Origin of the sequence: Stieleria sp. (assembly GCF_041595215.1) — a bacterium.
GTDB classification, from domain to species: domain Bacteria; phylum Planctomycetota; class Planctomycetia; order Pirellulales; family Pirellulaceae; genus Stieleria; species Stieleria magnilauensis.
In genome coordinates this window covers 1-5,846 of the sequence record NZ_JBFHKV010000508.1, presented here as the reverse complement: position 1 = coordinate 5,846, position 5,846 = coordinate 1, and the positions used below count along the sequence as shown (strand labels likewise).

Here is a 5,846-nt window from a genome sequence, read left to right as displayed (position 1 = left end):
GGAGAGCGATTCGGGATGAATCTCGCTGCGGGCATTGAGTTCCACCGATCGCATGCCCATTTGGGCGGCGACATCGAGCGCACGTTTCAGGGGCAATCCAAGCGAATCGACGCGGATCGCAAGGTTCAGTTCAGCCATGGGGTGTGGTTTTCAAGAAGGTTAGGAGGTCAAGTCAGCTCAACCTTACAACCACAACGTCGCAAGCGGTAGTCGTGGCTACCGAGGGGACTGAAGTAGGGCATGCTGTGCATGCCAACCGTCACGCGCAGCGTGACCTACATTTCGTCCAGCAACGCCTCCAGCGCCTCGTCAAACGCTTCCGGCTCGGCGGCTTGCTGGCGGGCGACCTCGTTGATCACGCGGAGCGCGTCCCTGGGGGTGATGAACCCGTCGCCGTTGACGTCGTAGAACGGTGGCGGACCGACGGTGTCGGTGATTTCAAACAGCTTGTTGGTCGAGCGATGGTAGACCGAGGCACGGGCCAATTCGTTCAACACCACCAGCGCGTCCAGTGGCGACACGGACTTCACACCGTCGGTGATTTTGTCATCGACGTCAAACGGGTTGATCGGATTTTGCCAGCCGTTGCTTGCTTCCAACAGGATGTTGCTGACCTGGACCTGGCTGTTGTCCTCCCCGAACCCGACCAGATCGAACATCAACGTCGCGACTTCGCCGCTCGCTTCGGGCGGCAGGCTGATGACGACATCGATCGGCTTGGTCAAGTCACCGATTCGGCCGCTGCGACGAACCCCTTCGACGGTCACGCCGTCGGCAAAGTACACCGTCCCATCGGCCTGGATGGAAAGCAACGCATCCCCGCCGGTCAGTTTCCCCATTTCGCCCATCCACGACGTCGCCCCCACCGAATCCATCAGCGCGACCTCAAACACCTCCGGCGGATGCACGGCATTGCCATCGGCCACCCCACCGACATCCATCGAGATCCCGGTCAACGTAAACGAGATCGTATTGACCCCATTGGGAACGACAACCGTCTGCGACAGATCCGTCACCATCCCAACGTCTTCGCTGAGGGTGGCGGCGTTTTCAGCGATGGCAATGTCGCCGATCGGTTGCCAACGAAAATCTGACGCTGTCGAGTCGGCTTGCGAGAAGCGGTTGTTGCGAAGCCCCACGGCGACGCCCGCATCGACCGTTTCTGTGACGGATTCGGCCATCAGCACAAATCCCAGGCTCGCTTGCAGATGCCCCTCTTGGTGGAGGTGATGGGGAACGTGCGCGAACGCAAACACATCGGACGCGATGTCTCCCTGCGCGTAGGCGTTCGCCAGGATCGAGATCTCTTCCGTAGGCAGTTTACGATCACCGATGGCCAGGGTTGCGGACATCAGCAAGTCGCGATGCAGATTGCGATCCAATTCGTCACCGCCACGTTGCAGGACATAGCGTCGTCCATCGGCGAGGAGGATCGGACGATCGCCATCCACGTCTTGCGTGATGGAAGCGAATCCGGGGTGCCATTGTCCAAAGCCGAGCAAATGACCGAGTTCGTGGGACACGACTGAAAGCAAATCGTACCCGGCAACCGGCGTCGTCGAGACAAACTCGTCATTGTCCAGTGGCGTGTTGTCGATGAACCAACTTCGCCCGGCAGCATCATCATCGATCAAGATGGAGGCGGTGACCGTGCGATCGTCGATCGATTCTGGGCGAGCCAACGCGAGTTGGCTGCCTGGCAGGTCTTGCAACTGAATCTTGACAGACAAATCGAAGGGCAGATTCAGACTGGCTTTCCAATAGAACGCGGCGGCTTCCAAGATAGCGATCAGCTCATCGGGCGTGCCAATGGATTGAGTGCTCTGATCCAGCTCGAAAGTGATCTCACCGCTGTCAGCTAGCCGAGGCGGCAAGACCGGACCATAGACCTCGTGCGGGGCATCGACCAGAATCGATTCGTCCGCGGCGGCGGAACCTGTTAGCGATTCCGCCGCATGCAGGCTGAGCGAACCGGACACGGACGTACCGATTTCGTTAACGACCGGCAGAAACGCAGTCTTGTAAATATTGATCCGACGGGCATTGGTGAATTGATGCCCAGACTCATTGGTAAAGCTGGTTTTCCCTGTGCCGGCGTCATATCGGACTCCGGTTGCTCCCATCCGGATGTGGAATTCGGGATCGGTGTGCAGCCCCTTGGCACTGGTTTCGATCATTCCATTGCGCCCCGCCCAGGCGACAAAATCAAGTTCAATCCCGGCCGCCTGAGAAACCAATGCGATCTGTTCCCCAATGCTGACAAATTCTGCCAGGTTCTTCGCAAACGTTTGAAACTCGGCCGTCTGGTGAAAAGCTGCTTTCTCGTGATCAAAAACGTTGAAGTATTCCAATTGCAGACCGCCGTTCTCATCAAGGCCGAGGCGAACACGCGGAGTGGGGTTATTGACTTCGCTCGGATGCACTGCCAGATTCCCGCTGACTGGATCGATCACATCGTGCGCGAACAATTGGTTACGGCCGCCGATTCGGGTGACAAATTCCTCTAGCTTACGGTGTCGGATGTCCAGGTCGGCGCTGTTCGGATTACCCGATGCTTTGAAGGCAGCCTTCTTGGTCTTGACCGCGACACCGGGATTGATTTTGTTATCGATGATCCCAATGATCGCGTTGGAAACTCGGTTGGCCGCGTCAGCCACCATTTTGCCTTCTTGACCGAGCGTCCTGGCGACGTTGATGGCGGCCTGACGGGCGGAGTTTAATGCGTCACCGAGCGAATTCAGTTTGGCGACGTCAGCGAAACTTCCTTTGGCACCGAGAACAAAGAAATCGCTATCGAGTAATCGGCCAGCGGTTCCGAGTGCTTTGGCGACCTCGGGGCGGCCGGCGAATGCGCCCGGACCGGATAAGGTATTGACAAAGTCCAGTGTCGATCGGCTGCTGGCCATCAGATACCGCAATTCGGTCGCCTGAAAGAAGTCTCGTCCGACGTTTTCAAATTCATAGGCGGTCTCTGATCCGGGCGGTTGTTTCCTGATCGAACCGCTCGTGTCTCCGTCGCGAATGATTCGCAGCACTCCCGCCGCGGTGTCTCCAGCCGGCTTGCCTTTTTGGCGGACCGCGGTTGCTTCCAGAACGCGAACCATGTGGTGATATTTTTCGGTGCCTGTGAACTTGGTGGCAACTTCATGTCGATCCATGTAGGCCTTGGATCCGCCGCCGAGCGTCTCTTGCATATCCCCGATCAACGCCAACACCGTGTCGGGGGAATGGCCCTTGTCGATTTGTTGTTGGACGAGAGCATCAATTGCCGCTCTTTGGCTGGCGGGGGTGAAGTCGGGGACGCCGGCCAATTCGACAACGCGATTGGCCAGACGCAGTGCGTCGTCACCGGTGAACTTCATGTCTTCCGGTTTCGCCTTTTCCATCAAATCGATCGGATGCGTTTCACCAGGTTTGGTCTTGGTGCGATCGATCTTTTCCGCCGCCGCCAATAATTCCGTCGCGATCGAAGCGTCTCCGGCGCGGTCCCGAGACGCTGCCTTGGGCCGTGAATCAAACCACTTGCGTAGGTTTTGCACCCGCCCTTTGACGTTGTTGTAAAACTTCTCCGCCGTCTCCAGCTTTTCGTAGTAGTCACGTTGAACGCTGGGATCATTCAAATGAGTTCGCAGGTCGTTGTATTTTCGTTTCGCCTTGTTGTAATACGCTCGCATCGAAACGTACGAGCTATGGATCTGCTTGACGCCGCTGGCCAGGGTTTCGAGTGCCGATGCGTTGCGTGGAGCCGTCGGTGCGGTGTTCGTCGGTTCTGCGTTGATGCCGTCATGTTTGTGCCGGATCCGCTGCGAGACGTCGGTCGTTTGGCCTTGGGCGGCACGCTGCTGCGATTTGACCATCGCTCGAGTTTCGCCGGCATCCGCTTTCGCACCATGACGAATCGTGTTGCCCCCCAACGCGTTGTAGCCCACCGTCTTGACTGAGGTATAGGCCGTGCCGATGCCTCCCAAGTCCTTGCCGCTGCTGTAAACCTCGGTCATCGCCGCACCAAACCCCTGGCCGTCACCGGCGTACCAGGCCTTGGTCGCATTCATGAAATTCTCTTGAAAGTCATTCGCGTTGAGCGCCGCACCGGCGACCGCGGACAAGGCGGGACCGATACCGGGGACCAAACCCAACAACATTGGGCCGACCAACTTGGCCGCTTCAGTGTAGTTGCCATGGACGATCGTCTGAGTCCAGAGTTGCCCTTCGGGAGCTTGCCCCGACGCGACTCTCAACGGATCAAAAACAAACGTGTTGGCAAGTTCAATTCCGCTTTGGATCGATGCATCAATTGCCCCGTTGACCGCACCGAGTACAAATTTCGCGGTGTCCAGCGAATCGACCGGGCCGATTGGTCGTTGAGCCGCCCGAACACCATTCTGAAACGGATTGGTAAACAGACTTAAACCGCTCGGGTCACGCAGATTGACCGGGTTGTTTTCTACGTACCGATACAGATTGCTCTCCCCCGATGCAAATCCGATCGGATCAACGCTAATGAATCGACCGACCTGGGGATCGAAATAGCGTGCCCGCATGTAATACAATCCCGTCGCTGAATCGTATTGGCGGCCGGAGAACAGGAATTCGCTTGACCACCCCTCGACCGTCTGTCCCAGCACGCGGCCGTAGGAGTCGATCCAGAAGTGCGTCAGTGATTCACCATCCGCGTCCGCCAAATCGCGAACGGTATTCTGGTGATCCCCGAGGATCCATTGGTACCCATCGATGCCAAAATCCTGAGCCAAGACCAGATCGATTTCAGGCCCTCGCAGATAGACCGCATCCACTTCGGGAAGGGTTGCTCCGCCGCCGTCGACATCGACCCAGCGCACCGCAACGGACCCATCGATGTAAGTGAACGATTCGATCGCGGGTTCCACAGCATCGGACGGATCTTCATCAACGCTACGGGAAACCCTTCGATCCAACGGGTCGTAGCCGAAGCGAACGACACGAATTAACGTCTCATTTTCGTCGTACGTTTCGACCTGGATGAGCCGATTACGGTGATCCCAGGCGTAGCGATCAGTAGTACTGTCATCGAGATTCGTCGACGACAGCAAGTTGCCTTCGGCATCGTACTCATAACGCAGGTCGCCGGCTTCGACCAATTCATTCTGGTCGTCCGTTTGATAGGCCGTGCCATGATGTGCGGATGCCACACGTTGACCGTTGACCCCATAGCCATAGACTTCATCGGACAATTCAGACGCCGTATGCGTCACACCGGTCAACTGATATTGATCGTCATACGAATAGACGGTGTTATCAAACGGTGATTCAATCGCCGTGATTTGGCCGGCGACGTCGTAGGACAAATCATACCGGTTGACGGGCGCGCCTGCGTCACCATGTGTAAGCAGGTCCAGGAACCCGCGACTGTCATACTGGAGTGTTGTCGTGAGCTGGCTTTGGTCGGACCGATCATCAAAGCGGTCGATCTTTGAGACCGTATTCAATCCCGTCGCGTATTCGAATGTGACCTCTTTGTTGGTCACGGCCGCACCGGTCTGTCGAGTCGATTGCAACCGATCGGTGTCCGATTCGTAGCTGTATTGCTCGCGAACGATCGGTGCGTCCGACCCGGATTGCACGCTCTGCTCGATCAACTGGCCGATTTCGTTGCGTTTGAATTCGACCCGCACCGGATCCATCGAACCGGCAAAAGTGGACGTCTCGGTTTTGGTGCGTCCCAGCACATCACCGGTGTGCACGTAGGTGATCGATCCGTTGGGATCGGTCGTCGACACCAATCGGCCCCCGACGTCGTATTGATTATTGACTTCAAAAACGACGTCATCGCTGGAATCCAGCCAACGCTCACGCACGACCTGATTGCG

At 57.2% G+C, this 5,846-nt stretch carries 1 protein-coding gene; it reads right to left on the bottom strand.

Going from position 1 to position 5,846, the window contains the following annotated elements; genetic code table 11:
• Positions 1-275: 275 nt before the first annotated feature.
• Positions 276-5,834 carry an RHS repeat-associated core domain-containing protein gene (locus ABX749_RS18935; protein WP_372897335.1) on the bottom strand — a complete coding sequence of 1,853 codons (5,559 nt, stop codon included), beginning with the start codon at positions 5,832-5,834 and terminating at the stop codon, positions 276-278.
• Positions 5,835-5,846 lie beyond the last annotated feature (12 nt).